The sequence below is a fragment of the Vibrio crassostreae 9ZC13 genome (assembly GCF_000272045.2).
GTDB classification, from domain to species: domain Bacteria; phylum Pseudomonadota; class Gammaproteobacteria; order Enterobacterales; family Vibrionaceae; genus Vibrio; species Vibrio crassostreae_C.
Genome location: NZ_AJYZ02000041.1, coordinates 142162 through 157757 on the forward strand (window position 1 = coordinate 142162; position 15596 = coordinate 157757).

Genomic DNA, 15596 nt, shown 5'->3' on the forward strand with positions numbered 1-15596 from the left:
AAGAAAGAATGACAAGGACAGTTAAAATAATGATTTCTCGTTGGTTAGTGAGTGGCTTAGGTGTTGTCGGTACTGTGATCAGTTTTCAGCTGTTTGCATCCACCGCGACACAGATTGATCAATCTCAGCAGGCTGAACAAGCTCATAAAAGGCCAACCGTTGCTGTCGTTCTTGCTGGTGGTGGGGCAAAAGGTGCAGCTCACATTGGTGTGCTTAAAGCTCTAGAAGAGATGCAAATCCCGGTTGATTACATTACCGGTACCAGTATGGGCTCATACGTTGGTGGTCTTTATGCGACAGGGATGAGTGCTGATGAGATCGAGAGCTTTATTTATACGGTTGATTGGAATCGCGGTTATCGTGATCGCGTTAACCGTAGTGATCGCCGTGTACGTGACAAAGAATATGAAGACCGCTACCAACTGAACACCGATCTCGGTTTAGGTTGGGGCGAAATCAAAGCTAGGAAAGGCGTGGTTCAAGGTCAGAATATGTTGCGTATTCTGCGTGAGACCACAGGTAACCTATCTCCACTCGACTCTTTTGACCATCTTGCTATCCCATACCGTTCAGTCGCAACCGACATTATTGAGCTTGAAGAAGTGGTCATCGACCATGGTCACCTTGTTGATGCGATGATGGCCAGTATGTCAGTTCCCGGAGCGCTTCCCCCTTATGAATTAGATGGCCGAATGCTGGTTGATGGTGGTGTCACCAATAATATGCCAGTCGACGTTGCTAGAGCGATGGGCGCGGACATCGTCATTGCGGTGGATATCAGTACCAATTACAAAGGCAAAGAAGACTTCACGAATTTTCTAGCGGCAGCTGACCAACTCTCGAATTATTTGGTCCAACGCAGCACCCAAGAGCAAGCTGAAACTTTAACAGACGATGATGTCTTCCTGCGCCCAGATGTTGGGGAAATGGAGACGACAGAATTTGATAAAATGCCATCGGCTTTCCTCGCGGGCTATGAAGCTGCTAAGCAGCATACTGATGAACTTTCTAAGCTATCGCTCTCAAATGCCGATTATCAGCATTATATCGAGGACAAACAAAAAGCACGCAGACAGCTGAAACATGGCGATAAGACTGTCGTCGATAGGGTTGTCATCAACAACAACACCCACTATTCAGATAAGTTGATCGAAAACCGCTTAAATCTCGATTCTGGTGAGGTTTTGAAAACCAGTGAAATCGAATCTAAAGTGAAAGATCTCTATGCACTGGATAGATTTGAGTTGGTCACTTATGAATTTGACAACGTTGACGGTGAAGATCAACTTCAAGTCGATGTGAACGAAAAGTCTTGGGGCCCAAACTACCTCAACTTTCGATTCTTTCTTGAAGATGATTTCTCTACTACCAGTCAGTACTCGATCGGTGTCTCAGCCAACTTTACCGATATTAATAAGCATGGTGCAGAGCTAAGAACTAACGTCGAGATGGGTACTGACAAACGAATTGAAGCGGAACTTTACTCGCCCTTCTTTTCGAGTCAAAAACTGTTCACTTCTGCATCGGTTGTTTACAGCAAAGAGAACAGAAACCTACCCGCAGATATTGATGATATTGAAGAACCGACACTGGACGTAACGAAAGATTATCTCCCTATGACGTATAGTGAATATGTCGGTGAATTGGCATTAGGCTATCAACCAACCTTGTGGCAGGAGCTGACATTTGGTGTTCGTTATACAGATGGGGATGTTGAGGTTTCTTCGTTACCTTCATTGGGCAGTGGTGGCTACAAGCGTATTGGTGGCTTCATGGGTTACCGACTGGATACTTTGGATAATTTCAGCTTACCGACCAAGGGTTACTTTGTCGATTTAGAGTACCTCGTTTCTCATGATGATTTTGATAATGACAGCTCTCTTGGTGAATCGGATTTAACGTCTGAGAGTGATACGGTTTATGAGTTTTCGGCTAATTTCATGGCAGCAAAGAGTATTGAGAAGCATACTTTAGTCGCAAAGCTGGATTACGGAATTGTAGAAAGTAAAAACTCTGTTTTTCCAATCGACCCCAAAGAGCTTGGTGGCTTCTTAAACCTGTCAGGTATTCCAAGGAATAGTATGATAGGTCAGAACTTGGCCTACACCAGCCTTATCTATCGTTATAAGTGGTTTGAAAATGACTTCGGCCTCTTTAAATCACCGTTCTACGTAGGTGCATCCATAGAACATGGTGGTGTTTGGTCGAACAATGATTTAACCATTGATGAAGCACCAATGTACACCGCAGGTTCTGTTTTTGCTGGTGTTGATTCGCCAATAGGACCGATCATTTTGGCTTATGGCCGAACTGAAGATAACTATGATTCGGTCTATTTGATTGTCGGTACTTCCTACAAATAATCATGCGTAGAGTAGCCGTTTAACTGCGTAATTAGGCAAAAATAGTGGGACTTTCGTCTTAACTTGCTATGTTGGTCAAAATGATAAGATTTTAATTTAACGTTAAATTTGCTATTCTATCGCCCACAGTTTGGCCTCTATGACGCCGCTCATCAATACAAATTGAATGACAAAAATGGCAATGGAGAGCCAAGTTTCCAAGGATGTTCACTTCTTTATTTTACTAACAATTATGAAGGTAAGAAGTGAACCGCAATGAGAGGAAAAAAGTCGTGCTTGAAGCCTACCGTAAACACGTCGAAGAACGTGCTGCCGAGGGAGTTGTTCCAAAACCACTAGATGCTGAGCAGGTAGCTGGCCTAGTTGAACTTCTGAAAAATCCACCTCAAGGTGAAGAAGAAATCATTCTTGACCTACTAGAAAACCGCATTCCACCGGGTGTAGATGAAGCTGCTTATGTAAAAGCGGGCTTTCTTACGGCTATCACTAAAGGTGAAGTGACATCTCCACTAGTAAGCAAAGCAAAAGCTGCACAACTGCTTGGTACTATGCAAGGCGGTTACAACATCGAATCTCTAGTATCTCTACTAGATGACGCTGAACTTGCTCCAATCGCTGTTAAAGCCCTGTCTCATACTTTACTTATGTTCGATGCGTTTTACGATGTCGAAGAGAAAGCGAAAGCAGGTAATGCTTCAGCACAACAAGTGCTTCAATCTTGGGCTGATGCTGAATGGTTTACAGCTAAAGACAAAGTAGCGGAAAAAATTACCGTTAAAGTATTTAAAGTCACTGGTGAAACGAACACCGATGACCTATCTCCAGCGCCTGATGCATGGTCACGTCCTGACATCCCAGTACACGCGAAAGCGATGCTGAAGATGGAACGTGATGGCATTACTCCTGATGAACAGGGTAGCGTTGGTCCAATCAAACAAATTGAAGAAATGCAAAAAGATGGCATTCCACTGGCTTACGTTGGTGATGTTGTTGGTACAGGTTCTTCACGTAAATCGGCAACAAACTCAGTACTTTGGTTCATGGGTGAAGATATCCCATTCGTACCAAACAAGCGTACTGGCGGTGTTTGTCTTGGTGGTAAAATTGCACCAATCTTCTACAACACAATGGAAGATTCAGGCGCACTACCCATTGAACTGAACGTACAAGACATGAACATGGGCGATATCATTGATATCTACCCGTACGAAGGTGTTGTTCACAAGAACGGTTCTGTGATCTCAAACTTTGAGCTAAGCAAAGTACTTCTTGATGAAGTGCGTGCTGGTGGCCGTATTCCACTGATCATCGGTCGTGGTCTAACGGGTCGTGCTCGTGACGCTCTAGGTCTAGCTGAAACGGATCTGTTTGCTAAACCAATCGATCCATCTGCATCTGATAAAGGCTACACGCTAGCTCAGAAGATGGTTGGTAAAGCATGTGGCGTTGAAGGTGTTCGTGCTGGTCAGTACTGTGAACCTAAAATGACGACAGTCGGTTCTCAAGATACGACCGGTCCTATGACTCGTGATGAGCTTAAAGATCTGGCGTGTCTTGGTTTCTCTGCAGACCTTGTAATGCAGTCTTTCTGTCACACATCGGCATACCCTAAACCAGTCGATGTAAACACTCACCATACGCTACCTGATTTCATCATGAATCGTGCGGGTGTTTCACTTCGTCCGGGTGATGGCGTTATCCACTCATGGCTAAACCGTATGCTTCTTCCTGATACTGTAGGTACAGGTGGTGACTCGCATACTCGTTTCCCTCTAGGTATTTCATTCCCTGCGGGTTCTGGCTTGGTAGCATTTGCTGCAGCAACAGGCGTTATGCCTCTTGATATGCCTGAATCTATCTTGGTTCGCTTTAAAGGTGAAATGCAACCGGGTATCACGCTACGTGACCTAGTACATGCCATTCCTCTTTACGGCATCAAGCAAGGCCTACTAACGGTAGAGAAAGCCGGTAAGATCAACGAATTCTCTGGTCGTGTACTAGAAATTGAAGGTGTTGAGCACTTATCTGTTGAGCAAGCATTTGAGCTTTCTGATGCATCTGCTGAGCGTTCTGCTGCAGGTTGTACCGTTAAGCTTTCTGAAGAGTCTATCTCTGAGTACTTGAACTCGAACATCGTGATGCTGAAGTGGATGATCGCTGAAGGTTACGGTGATGTTCGTACGATTGAGCGTCGTATTACAGCAATGGAAGAGTGGCTAGCTAATCCTGAGTTGCTGTCTGCTGATTCAGATGCGGAATACGCGCACGTTATCGAGATTGACCTTGCTGATATCGATCAACCAATCCTATGTGCACCAAACGATCCAGATGATGCTCGTCTTCTATCTGACGTTCAAGGCACAGAGATTCAAGAAGTGTTCATCGGTTCTTGTATGACCAACATCGGTCACTTCCGTGCCGCTGGTAAGATGCTAGAAGAGTTTAACGGCTCGCTAAATACTCGCCTATGGGTGGCTCCGCCAACGAAGATGGATAAAGACCAACTGACAGAAGAAGGCTACTACGGCATCTTCGGTCGTGCTGGGGTACGTATCGAAACTCCTGGCTGTTCACTATGTATGGGTAACCAAGCTCGTGTTGCTGATGCTTCGACGGTTATGTCGACGTCAACGCGTAACTTCCCGAACCGCTTAGGTAATGGCGCGAACGTTTATCTGGCTTCTGCTGAGCTTTCTGCTGTTGGCGCGATTCTAGGTCGCATCCCAACGAAAGAAGAGTACTTAGAGTACGCTGAGAAGATTAATGCAACGGCTGCTGATACATACCGTTACCTGAACTTCCATAAAATGGGTCAGTACACGGAAAAAGCAGACACGGTTATCTTCCAAGAGCCTGCGTAACGTCTGATTTTGTTGTAAATATAATTAAGGCCGCTGTGAATAGCGGCCTTAATTGCTTTTAGCATACAGCGAAAATTGCTTTTAGCTTACAGAGAGCTCGATTAGTGCTTAATCGTATACATTGCTGCAACATTGCGAGCAGTAAGTTCAATATTTTCAGCCGCTTCAGCCAAAGCTGTCGGCAAGTCTACTGAACGGTTCACTACCGCAAATACCGCGTCGATACCATGCTCATGAACCACACCACAATCACTGGCTAGACAGCCGGCAATACCGATGACAGGCAGTTTATGTTTTTTGGCTGTGCGAGCGACACCAATCGGTGTTTTGCCATGAATGGTTTGGCTATCAATGCGCCCCTCTCCTGTAATCACAAGATCAGCATCTGAGACTATTTCATCTAAATTGACGGCGTCCATTACGATGTTAATACCAGGGCGAAGCTCCGCATTTAACAGGCCAACAAGTGCCGCGCCTAGACCGCCTGCCGCGCCAGCACCAGGGAGATCAATGACATCGACGCCTAACTGGTTTTTCATGATACTGGCATAATGAGCAAGGTTAGCATCTAACAGCTCAACCATTTCTGGTGTTGCGCCTTTTTGCGGACCGAATACCTGTGATGCCCCTTTTGGTCCGCATAATGGATTATCGACATCACAAGCGACCTCTAAGCGTACGTTTTGTAGGCGTGGGTCGAGGTTGGTGAGATCAATGGTTGTCAGTTTTGACAGTTCACCACCACCAAACACCAGCTCGTGACCCTCTGCATCTAGCATACGAATGCCTAGCGCTTGAGCCATTCCTAAGCCACCATCATTGGTCGCACTACCACCAATGCCAATAATAATATGCTCAACACCTTTATCTAATACGGCTTTGATCAACTCACCCGTACCATAGGTAGTGGTTTTTAGTGGATTACGTTGTTCTGGAGAGACTAAATCTAGGCCGGAAGCGGCCGCCATTTCAATAATGGCAGTTTTACCGTCACCGAACATACCGTAGAAGCCTTCGACAATTTCACCTAATGGACCAATCACTGGATGTTGGATGATAGAGCCATTGGTCGCATCCACCAGAGATTGTACTGTGCCTTCACCACCATCAGCCATTGGTAATTTTACGTATTCGGCGTTTGGTATTAGCTGTTTAAAGCCATCTTCAATCGCTTGAGCAACGCCCATTGCTGATAGGCTTTCTTTATATGAGTCAGGAGCAATTACAATTTTCATTTTGATACCTTTAAACTTAAACAAACAGACCAAATACACCGAAGATCATTACTGAGACGAAGGCGATAACAAGACCGACCGCTGACTCATAAGGGATGAGTTTTAGACGTTCATGAATACTCATATGTACCGCACCACCCGTGGCATGGAAGAAGCTACCATGTGGCATATGGTCAAGTACTGTCGCACCAGAGTGGATCATTGCTGCGCCTGCGAGAGCTGGAACACCTAGCTCAAGAATGGTGCTGGCAAATACATTCGATGCCACTACTGTTCCGGCAGTTGTCGATGCGGTTGATAGTGCCATCAGTGCGCCAGAAAACGGAGCAAGTAAGTAAGAAGGCAGCCCAGACATCGTCAGCACTTCAATCAGATCAGCTTTTAGTCCTGAGTTAGCAATGATGCCTGCAATGGTTCCTGTGCCCAGTAGCATTACAGCAACCGGTGCCATACGTGACAAGCCTGAAACCGCAAAGCTATTGGCTTGTTTGAAGCGACCCATAGCCAGTGCACCCAGCAATCCACCCAAGGGTAATGCAATTAGAGGATCAACATTGATATCAGCGAGTGGTCGCAGCGCGAGTAGGGCAATAGCCACTAACGGTGCAACGATTGAAGAAGAAAAGCTTGGCAGTGAACTTTGATCCGCTTTGACCACTTCACTTTCCGCTACTTTTGAACCTTTATTGACGAGGCGCTTTGCCAAGAAGTAGGCGAAAAGCAGCCCAAATAGACCCGGAATCACGCCTGCAGCCATCACAGAGGTTAACGGAACATTGAACGCATCAGCCGCCGCAATGGCATTTGGGTTAGGCGACATGACATTACCTGCTTTACCGCCACCCACCATCGCCAAAAGGATCGCGGTTTTAGAAAGGTCTGCGCGGCGAGCAATAGCCAGTGCAATAGGAGAAACCGTGATAACGGCCACATCAACGAAAACGCCAACAGCGGTTAAAATCATGGTCGCAATGGCAAGAGCAAGTAAGGCGCGAGTTTCGCCTACTTTTTTGATGATGGATTCTGCAATCGAGGTAGCCGCCCCTGATTCAATTAGTACGCCGGCCAACACACCAGCGGCGAGAATTCGCATCACTGAAGTGACGATCCCTTGGGCACCACCTATCATTAACTCAACGGTTTCGGTGAGAGAAACGCCGCCAACCACGCCGCCAACCAAAGCACCGATGATCATGCCGTAGGTGGGTGGCACTTTTTTAAGAATGAGCGCGATAGCAACAATCAATGCTGAAAGTGCGCCAAGAGTTGAAACTTCAATCATGTTCTATTTCCCAGATAACGATGTGTCATTTTCGGCAAATATAAAGATATAGGGTTGGTAAGTCTTTGTCATTCTCTACAAATAAGTGCTCAAATCGGTCCTTTTAAATTGTGCAGTTGCACATTTTTTAGTTCGACCAGTGGAATAGATTTATTGCAATGTAGAGTTGAAATAGATCGTCTATATTGTTGATATTTAATGATGTTATTTGGTTTATCTTGTCTGTTCGATAGCGTAGCGTATTGCGATGGATATGTAGTTCGTTACAGGTGAGAGCTGAATCACAGTTCTGCTTTAAATATGTCTTCAAAGTTTTGATCAGTATCCCTTTACTGTCCTGTTGTTGAAGATGTAGGTAAGACTGCTCCAGTTGCTCACGAATCCATGGATCTTGTAACAGGCTACTCATAATGGCCGGCAGTCGATAGTCTTGATAGAAAAACATGTCTCCGGGGCGGTTACCGACACTGCGCATAGTGAGCTCAGCGGTATCATATGAGCGTGCTAAACCAGAAAGTCCGGTAAAGTAATCCCCAAGCGCAATCTTGATTTGAAACTTAGCTTCTTTCTTTATTCTTTTGAGTAGCAATTTCACGCGCTTGGCTTCTGCATCCTTGGACCAGCTGTTCCCTATCAGGGTTATAGGCTTGAGTACCACCACTTCGTTTTGTGAAACAGACAAGATACCGACTAAATTATCGCGCTCGGGATATTCAAGTAAATGTACTAATTGCTGTAAGTTTTCCAATGAAGGCGCAGTGTCTCCTATCGGTAACACCTTGACGATGGCGGCAATCCGCGGTTGTGCAAGGTCGAGATCCAGACGCTGTGCGATGGATTGCAGTTGCATGTCATTAAGCGTGCTACCTCGGATTAATTGCAATACCAATTCTTCACGATGCCTCTTATTCCATTCTACTTGAGACATAAGTACAGCTTGTTCAACAATAAGCTCAGCGGTCATCTTCACCAGCTCACCAAAATGATGAACTTGCTGCAGTGTCCCAGAAACCCCAATCGCCCCAATGACATTATCCTGAAATAGAATCGGTAAATTAACTCCAGGCTTAACCCCTTTTAGGTGTTCGGCAGTGGCTTCGTCAATATTAACGACTCGTGATTCGGTGATGGCAAGTACCGCTCCTTCATGTTTTTGGTATAAGCGAGTAGGATCACTGGATCCAATAATGCGACCTTTATTATCCATCACATTAATCGAGTGTGGGATGATCTTCATGGTTCGTTCGACAATTTGTTTGGCAATCATTTCGTTCAACTGCATAGAGCCCTCCTCTTCATTGACTGTGTAGGTTGGATCGTAACGATAAATTCGTCAATACGCTCGTTTCTGACAAGACAATGGTATACTCAGAAATAGTATCGCTTGAGTATTAATGCAGTATAGGTTGAGTTATGGAGTTTGAATTTACTAGAAACACTCTAATGGGTGAATACTATGTGAAATGCAGCATGGGCCATGAGGTTGTTGGCCGTTGGCTTCAAGAAGAGATCGGTAAAGATAAGCAAAAATTAGATCATGTGATGGCGTTGATTGAGCAATCTCGACAGGACTTGAGCAATGAAGTGACGTTGCTTGGCAAAGAGATTAGCCTTGCGATTAATGAAGACGAAGTAACGATTCAAGAAAACGTGTTAGCGCATGAGCAAGAGATGGAAGAGGGCAGTGAGTTCGACTTCTATAACTGTGAAAGCCAAGCAAGCTGTGGAATCGACGATTTCGAACTGCTCATCGAACGCTGGATGGATTTTTTAGGTTACTAGTCCTAAGACCTATTTGTTAGTCATTCAGAGCTTTGAAGGCTCCGTTGCCCAAAACTGGAGCAATAAGAGCATCGCGCATTAAGATAGTGAAAAGGCTGCACCATGTTGGTGCGGCCTTTTTCGTTATTACGACCTTATTATCTTCATCTTATTTAAAATCAAGCACTTAACTTTTTGGCACGCTACTTGGATTGTAATAAGAGAATTAACGGATTAAGTAAGAATTTAAGGAACGAATATGAAATTAATAAATGCCATTGTTAAGCCATTCAAATTAGACGATGTACGCGAAGCGCTCTCTGATGTGGGTATTGAAGGTATGACTGTTTCTGAAGTGAAAGGCTTTGGTCGTCAGAAGGGACACACTGAATTGTATCGTGGTGCAGAGTACCAAGTGGATTTCCTACCAAAGGTGAAGCTAGAGATTGCTACCCAAGCTGAGAATGTTGACCGAGTTGTTGAAGCGATTAGCCAAGCGGCACACACCGGAAAAATCGGCGACGGCAAAATTTTTGTGTATGACCTAAGCCAAGCCGTACGAATTCGTACTGGTGAAATGGATGCTGAAGCACTTTAAAGAATTACAAGGACTGGAGACTTTAATATGGAACTTACAACAACAGTAACGGAACTGCGTTACGCACTAGACACTTTTTTCTTCCTCATTTCAGGTGCGTTGGTAATGTGGATGGCAGCAGGCTTCGCGATGTTAGAAGCTGGCCTAGTTCGTTCAAAGAACACCACAGAAATTTTAACTAAGAACATCTGTTTGTACGCAATTGCTTGTACAGCTTTCTTAGTGGTTGGTTACAACATCATGTATGTCGACAACGGTGAAGGCGGTTGGTTGCCATCATTTGGTACTCTAATTGGTACACAAGGTGAAGGCGCAGATCACTCTCTAGAATCAGACTTCTTCTTCCAGGTAGTATTCGTTGCAACAGCAATGTCTGTAGTATCTGGTGCGGTTGCTGAGCGTATGAAGCTTTGGTCATTCCTAATCTTCTCTGTAGTACTAACAGCGTTCATTTACCCTGTTGAAGGTTATTGGACTTGGGGCGGTGGTTTCCTATCAGAAGCGGGTTTCAGTGACTTCGCAGGTTCAGGTATCGTACACATGGCTGGTGCAGCAGCAGCGTTAGCTGGTGTTCTACTACTCGGTGCTCGTAAAGGTAAATACGGTAAGAACGGTGAAATCTACCCGATTCCTGGTTCAAACATGCCACTTGCAACGCTAGGTACATTTATCCTTTGGTTCGGTTGGTTCGGTTTCAACGGCGGTTCTCAACTGATGGTTTCGGATTTTGAGAACGCAACAGCAGTAGGTCAAATCTTCCTTAACACCAACGCAGCAGCAGCAGCAGGCGCAATTGCAGCACTACTAGTATGTAAAACAACTTGGGGTAAAGCAGACCTAACAATGATTCTTAACGGCGCGTTAGCTGGCCTAGTAGCAATCACTGCAGACCCTCTATCACCATCACCTCTATTTGCTGTAGCGATTGGTTCGGTATCTGGTGCATTGGTTGTATTCAGCATCATCGCACTAGATAAAGCTAAGATTGATGATCCAGTAGGTGCTATCTCTGTACATGGTGTATGTGGTTTCTTCGGTCTAATGGCTGTGCCACTAAGCAACGCTGATGCAACGTTTGGTGCTCAGCTAATGGGGGCAGCAGTCATCTTTGCATGGGTATTCGGTGCCAGCCTAGCAGTATGGGCGGTGCTTAAAGCAACAATCGGTATCCGAGTAACGGAAGATGAAGAACTTGAAGGTATGGACATGCACGATTGTGGTGTCGGCGCTTACCCTGAGTTTGTATCAGTAAAATAATCAACAGTCGTCGCCTAATCTGAATGGGTTAGGTTGGACAAAGAAAGCCCCGCAACTCTTGTTGCGGGGCTTTGTTGTATTTACGGTTGCACAATATATAAACACGAACGTTGAAGTTAGGCTCATTGTTTAAGGGGAACGACAAGACACAAAGTTGAAATGGTTTGTTACAAAAGTGAGAGTTTGAATGGTCTGAGTAGACGGATTTTTTGTTGGTCGTCATTGTAATTATGTTAATGATGAATATAATAACGCAACTGATAGACATTATCATTTCGATATAAAGGATTTTACAATGAAGAAACTGCTAACACTTTCAGCTCTAGCGTGTGGTGTAATTGCCCCGACAGCAATGGCTGCGGAAGAAGTAAACGTATACTCTTACCGTCAACCTTTCCTTGTTGAGCCAATGTTCAAAGAGTTCACAAAAGAGACTGGTATTAAAGTAAACGTTAAGTTTGCTAAAAAAGGTTTAGCAGAGAAGTTAGCTCAAGAGGGTGAATACAGCCCAGCTGACGTTGTCTTAACTGTAGATATCAGCCGTCTATCTGAGCTAACTAAACAAGGTCTGGTTCAATCTGTAGAAAGCGATGTACTTGAAAAGAACATCCCAGCTCAATACCAAGATACAGATAACGAGTGGTTCGCTCTAACAACTCGTACACGTAGCGTTTATTCTTCACGTGACCGTGTTGGTCGTCTAGGTGAAGAGTTCACTTACGAAGATCTAACTAAGCCTGAATTTAAAGGCAAAATCTGTACTCGTAGTGGTAAGCACCCATACAATGTTTCTCTAGTATCTTCGATGATTGCTCACAAAGGTGAAGCTGAAACGAAAGAATGGCTAGAAGGCGTAAAAGCAAACCTAGCACGTAAGCCTCAAGGTAACGACCGCGCGCAAGTTAAAGCGATTAAAGAAGGTCTATGTGATGTTGCTCTTGGTAACAGCTACTACCTAGGTAAGATGGTTAATGATAAAGAGCAAAAAGCTTGGGCTGACTCTGTTTACATTAACTTCCCTAACCAAGAGACTACAGGTACTCACGTAAACATCTCTGGTATGGCAATGGCTAAATACTCTCCAAATGAAGAGAATGCCGTTAAGCTGATGGAATTCCTATCTGGTGACACAGCACAAAGCATGTACGCAGAAGTGAACTACGAATACCCAGTGAAAGCAGACGTTAAACCTTCTGAGCTTGTTGCTTCATGGGGCGAGTTCAAAGCGGATACTATTTCTCTAGACGAAATTGCAAACCACCACGCGGCTGCAATCAAGCTATTAGACGAAGTTAAGTTCGATCTATAATTTATTACGGTAGGCTTCGGCCTAAGTAAAATGACAACCTCAAGTCGCCATTTTGGCTACTTGGGGTTGTTTGTTATTGGAAAATCACTTTTTGATACAAAGCACCCCGTTGATCCCTTGAGTTATTAGCATCTCACCTTGAAGTCATTAGAGTATATGGGTATAAATAACCCCACCATTAAAAGGATATGAGATGTATTTGCAAATGCATTTGTGTTTCATTAAGCCTCGTTGTAGTTAGGCGATGAAAGAAAAGAATTATTTATGGAACACCAGTAGCGGCATTATTGCTGTATTACTGGTCTTACCGATCTTAGCGATTTTTACGACGGCTGTTGGAGAAACAGATGAGCTATTTTCTCATCTGATGTCCACAGTGATGCCTACCTATGCCTACAATACGGTGGTTTTAGTCATAGGAACCATGTTCCTGTCTTTAGTTTTTGGTATTCCGTCGGCTTGGGTTATGGCAATGTGCCGTGTTCCGGGAGAGCGTGTTTTGCAGTGGGCACTCGTCCTGCCATTAGCAATGCCAGGCTATATTGTTGGCTATATCTTTACCGATTGGTTCGACTTTGCCGGCCCTGTTCAGGTTCTACTGCGAGATCTTACTGGGTGGGGACCCGGTGAGTATTGGTTCCCGGATATTAGAACCTTATCCGGCGCTATTATTGTTCTGTCTCTCGTTCTCTATCCTTATGTTTATTTGCTGTGCCGCGCGGCATTTATGGAGCAAAACGTCTCCTTATTACAATCTGCTCGTTTGCTAAAATGCTCGCCTTGGGAAAGCTTCCGTCGTATCTCCTTACCACTTGTTCGTCCATCAATGGCGGTCGGTTTATCGCTTGTTGCTATGGAGACCATCGGTGACTTTGGTACCGTGAGTTACTTTGCGGTAAATACTTTAACGACTGCGGTTTATGATACTTGGCTAGGCTACTCAAGCTTAACGGCAGCTGCGAAAATATCGGCAATCATGCTGGTTATCGTGATCCTACTGTTGAGCTCAGAGCGATACAGTCGCCGTAAGCAGAAGCTATTCCAGAATCAGTTCAGCAGCCGCGAAGATTTTCGTTACGACCTTTCTGGTTGGAAAAAATGGCTGGCACTATTCTGGTGCTGGGGATTAGTTTGCGTTGCGTTCTTATTCCCTCTTGGCCAGCTCATTATTTACGCCTACAAATATTTTGCTCAAAGCTGGACCCCTGAATTCAGAGAATATGCCATCAACAGCCTTTACGTTTCGGTAGCTGCTGCGATTATTGGCGTGATTATCGCGATGATTGTTAACTTTAATCAACGCGTTAGTCCGAGTAAGAAAAATCAGGCTTATATGCGTCTCGCTTCGATGGGCTATGCCGTTCCAGGCACCGTGTTAGCGATTGGGGTGATGGTACCTGTTTTGTTCATGGATCACTTGGTCAATGACATTGCGAAAGTGATGGAGTGGGGGCGACCTGGTTTGATCTTCTCTGGCTCCATGTTCGCGCTAATTTTTGCCATGGTCGTACGTTTCTCTGCAGTGGCAATTGGCAGTATTGAAAGCAGCTTGAGTAAAGTATCCCCTTCATTGGATATGGCCTCAAAAACCATGGGTTGCAATACCAATCAGATGTTACGCCGTGTTCATTTACCTTTGATTAAACGTGGCGCATTGATCGCTGGCTTACTGGTGTTTATCGAATCAATGAAAGAGTTGAATGCGGCCTTGCTGCTGCGTCCTTTCAACTTCGAAACATTGGCGACTTATGTTTATAACTATGCCTCAGATGAGCACCTCGAATTGGCGGCGATGCCTGCTGTATTACTGGTGTTAGTAGGTTTAATTCCTCTGATCATCGTAAACCGTTCTTTGGAGCAGAAACACTAATGAGTTGTGCATTATCAATTAAAGATCTGACTTGTAAGTATGAGTCGCAAACCATCTTGGAAGCGCTCTCGTTAGAAGTTGAGCATGGTGAAATTGTTTGTCTTCTTGGTGCAAGTGGTTGCGGGAAAACCACCTTACTTAAGGCGATTGCTGGCCTGCTTCCATTGAGTAGTGGCGTAATGAGTTTAAACTGTCAAACCATCGATGATGGCGATAATTGGTTGCCACCGGAGCAACGAAATATCGGTATGATTTTCCAAGACTACGCTCTGTTCCCGCACTTGACGGTCAACCAGAACGTTGGCTTTGGACTAAAAGAACTCTCAGAGCAGCAAAAGAAAGACAAAGTTCAAGAGATGTTAGAGTTGGTTCACTTAGATGAGTATGGTGAACGATACCCGCATCAACTTTCTGGTGGTCAACAGCAGCGTGTTGCGATTGCCCGATCTTTGGCATACAAGCCTGACTTACTGCTGTTAGATGAACCATTCTCGAACATTGACACTCAAGTTCGTCATGAGCTGATTTCTCAAATTCGTAAGATCTTTAAGAAGCAGGGTGTGACCGCTATTTTTGTGACTCACAGTCGCGAAGAGGCATTTGCTTTTGCAGATAAGATGGCTGTGATGAACCATGGTGTGATTGAACAGTATGGTTCGGCATCTGAGTTGTATTTCCACCCTTCGAGTAAGTTTGTTGCAGACTTTTTGGGTGGCGGTAGCTACCTCAATGCACAGCGTATTTCGGAGCATGAATTTGAAACCAGTTTGGGTATGGTTGAAGCCAAACCGCAAACGGAGATTGAGTTCGGCAATACATGTGAGCTTCTGCTAAGGCCCCAGCATATCCAAGCAAGTTACGAGCAAGATAGTGCTATTTCGGTGCTAGAACAGCAATTTATGGGTGATCACTGTCGTTATGTAATCGAAGCGCATGGTCAGAAGTTATTAGCAACCTCGTCAGAAGCACTTGAAGTGGGTATGCCGGTCAACGTAAAAGTCGATACCAAAGGCGTATTGGCTTTTTAAAGAGATATAACGCGATACTAATCGTTACAAGA

Annotated in this window: 11 protein-coding genes; 8 read left to right on the forward strand and 3 right to left on the reverse strand. The window is 44.7% G+C overall.

Annotation, left to right across the window (positions count from 1 at the left end; all coding sequences use genetic code 11):
• The first annotated feature begins 29 nt into the window (after positions 1 to 29).
• Positions 30 to 2363 (forward strand): patatin-like phospholipase family protein, encoded by a 2334-nt coding sequence (locus A136_RS15135; protein ID WP_017063254.1) that lies wholly within the window; start codon positions 30 to 32, stop codon positions 2361 to 2363.
• A gap of 272 nt (positions 2364 to 2635) precedes the next feature.
• The gene (acnB, locus tag A136_RS15140) at positions 2636 to 5224 is read left to right on the forward strand and encodes a bifunctional aconitate hydratase 2/2-methylisocitrate dehydratase (protein ID WP_017063255.1); all 2589 of its coding nucleotides are present in this window, start codon (positions 2636 to 2638) and stop codon (positions 5222 to 5224) included.
• Positions 5225 to 5325: 101 nt separating this feature from the next.
• Here acnB and A136_RS15145 read toward each other — a convergent pair whose 3' ends face one another.
• From A136_RS15145 to A136_RS15155, 3 genes are all read right to left on the reverse strand, one after another.
• Positions 5326 to 6459, reverse strand: coding sequence for a glycerate kinase (locus A136_RS15145; protein WP_017059424.1), 1134 nt, complete (start codon positions 6457 to 6459; stop codon positions 5326 to 5328).
• A gap of 16 nt (positions 6460 to 6475) precedes the next feature.
• Entirely contained in the window at positions 6476 to 7741 is a 1266-nt protein-coding gene (locus A136_RS15150) for a GntP family permease (protein WP_017059423.1), read from the reverse strand.
• 127 nt (positions 7742 to 7868) lie between these two features.
• Positions 7869 to 9023: a sugar diacid recognition domain-containing protein gene (locus A136_RS15155; protein WP_017063256.1), complete on the reverse strand. Its 1155-nt coding sequence runs from the start codon at positions 9021 to 9023 to the stop codon at positions 7869 to 7871.
• A 131-nt stretch (positions 9024 to 9154) separates the two neighbouring features.
• On the opposite strand from A136_RS15155, the gene A136_RS15160 reads away from it, so the two are divergent.
• From A136_RS15160 to A136_RS15185, 6 genes are all read left to right on the forward strand, one after another.
• Positions 9155 to 9523 carry a YacL family protein gene (locus tag A136_RS15160; RefSeq protein ID WP_029235118.1) on the forward strand — a complete coding sequence of 123 codons (369 nt, stop codon included), beginning with the start codon at positions 9155 to 9157 and terminating at the stop codon, positions 9521 to 9523.
• Positions 9524 to 9761: 238 nt separating this feature from the next.
• Positions 9762 to 10100 carry a P-II family nitrogen regulator gene (gene glnK, locus A136_RS15165; protein ID WP_004738200.1) on the forward strand — a complete coding sequence of 113 codons (339 nt, stop codon included), beginning with the start codon at positions 9762 to 9764 and terminating at the stop codon, positions 10098 to 10100.
• 27 nt (positions 10101 to 10127) lie between these two features.
• Complete coding sequence (locus A136_RS15170) at positions 10128 to 11357, forward strand: ammonium transporter (protein WP_017059420.1); 1230 nt, start codon at positions 10128 to 10130, stop codon at positions 11355 to 11357.
• 295 nt (positions 11358 to 11652) lie between these two features.
• Positions 11653 to 12666, forward strand: a complete 1014-nt coding sequence (locus tag A136_RS15175; protein WP_017059419.1) for a Fe(3+) ABC transporter substrate-binding protein — start codon at positions 11653 to 11655, stop codon at positions 12664 to 12666.
• Between the two features lie 244 nt (positions 12667 to 12910).
• Positions 12911 to 14536: an ABC transporter permease gene (locus A136_RS15180; RefSeq protein WP_017063258.1), complete on the forward strand. Its 1626-nt coding sequence runs from the start codon at positions 12911 to 12913 to the stop codon at positions 14534 to 14536.
• A complete protein-coding gene (locus tag A136_RS15185; RefSeq protein ID WP_017063259.1) occupies positions 14536 to 15564 on the forward strand; it encodes an ABC transporter ATP-binding protein in 1029 nt (342 codons plus the stop codon). Before A136_RS15180 ends, A136_RS15185 begins: the two co-directional genes overlap by 1 nt.
• Positions 15565 to 15596: the final 32 nt, after the last annotated feature.